Annotated in this window: 1 protein-coding gene; it reads left to right on the top strand. The window is 48.4% G+C overall.

Annotated features, from left to right (window positions below; genetic code table 11):
* Positions 1-314 (top strand): IS3 family transposase (locus tag UF05_RS16995; protein ID WP_048852606.1); only part of this gene is annotated, 314 nt, incomplete at both ends.

Here is a 314-nt window from a genome sequence, read left to right as displayed (position 1 = left end):
GTCGCCAAGAGTTTGATGCAAAGGTTAAAGATGCTTTTGACAACAGTAAGGGGCGAGATGGTTCAAGGCGCATCCAGAAAGAGCTGGCTGAGAACGGTGATAGCCATAATGTGAAAACCATTGCAGCCAGCATGAAGCGTCAAGATTTAACGCCAAAAGCGGCACGCAAGTTTAAGTGTACAACGGACAGCAAGCATAAGATGCCTGTAGCTCCAAACTTGCTAGCTCAGGACTTTAATGCAACGGCCCCGAATCAGAAATGGGCGGGAGATATCACGTATCTTGCCACAAGCGAAGGCTGGCTGTATTTGGCT

The sequence above is a fragment of the Vibrio sp. S457-15 genome, from assembly GCF_000960545.1.
GTDB lineage: Bacteria > Pseudomonadota > Gammaproteobacteria > Enterobacterales > Vibrionaceae > Vibrio > Vibrio parahaemolyticus.
This window is presented reverse-complemented; position numbering and strand designations above follow the sequence as displayed.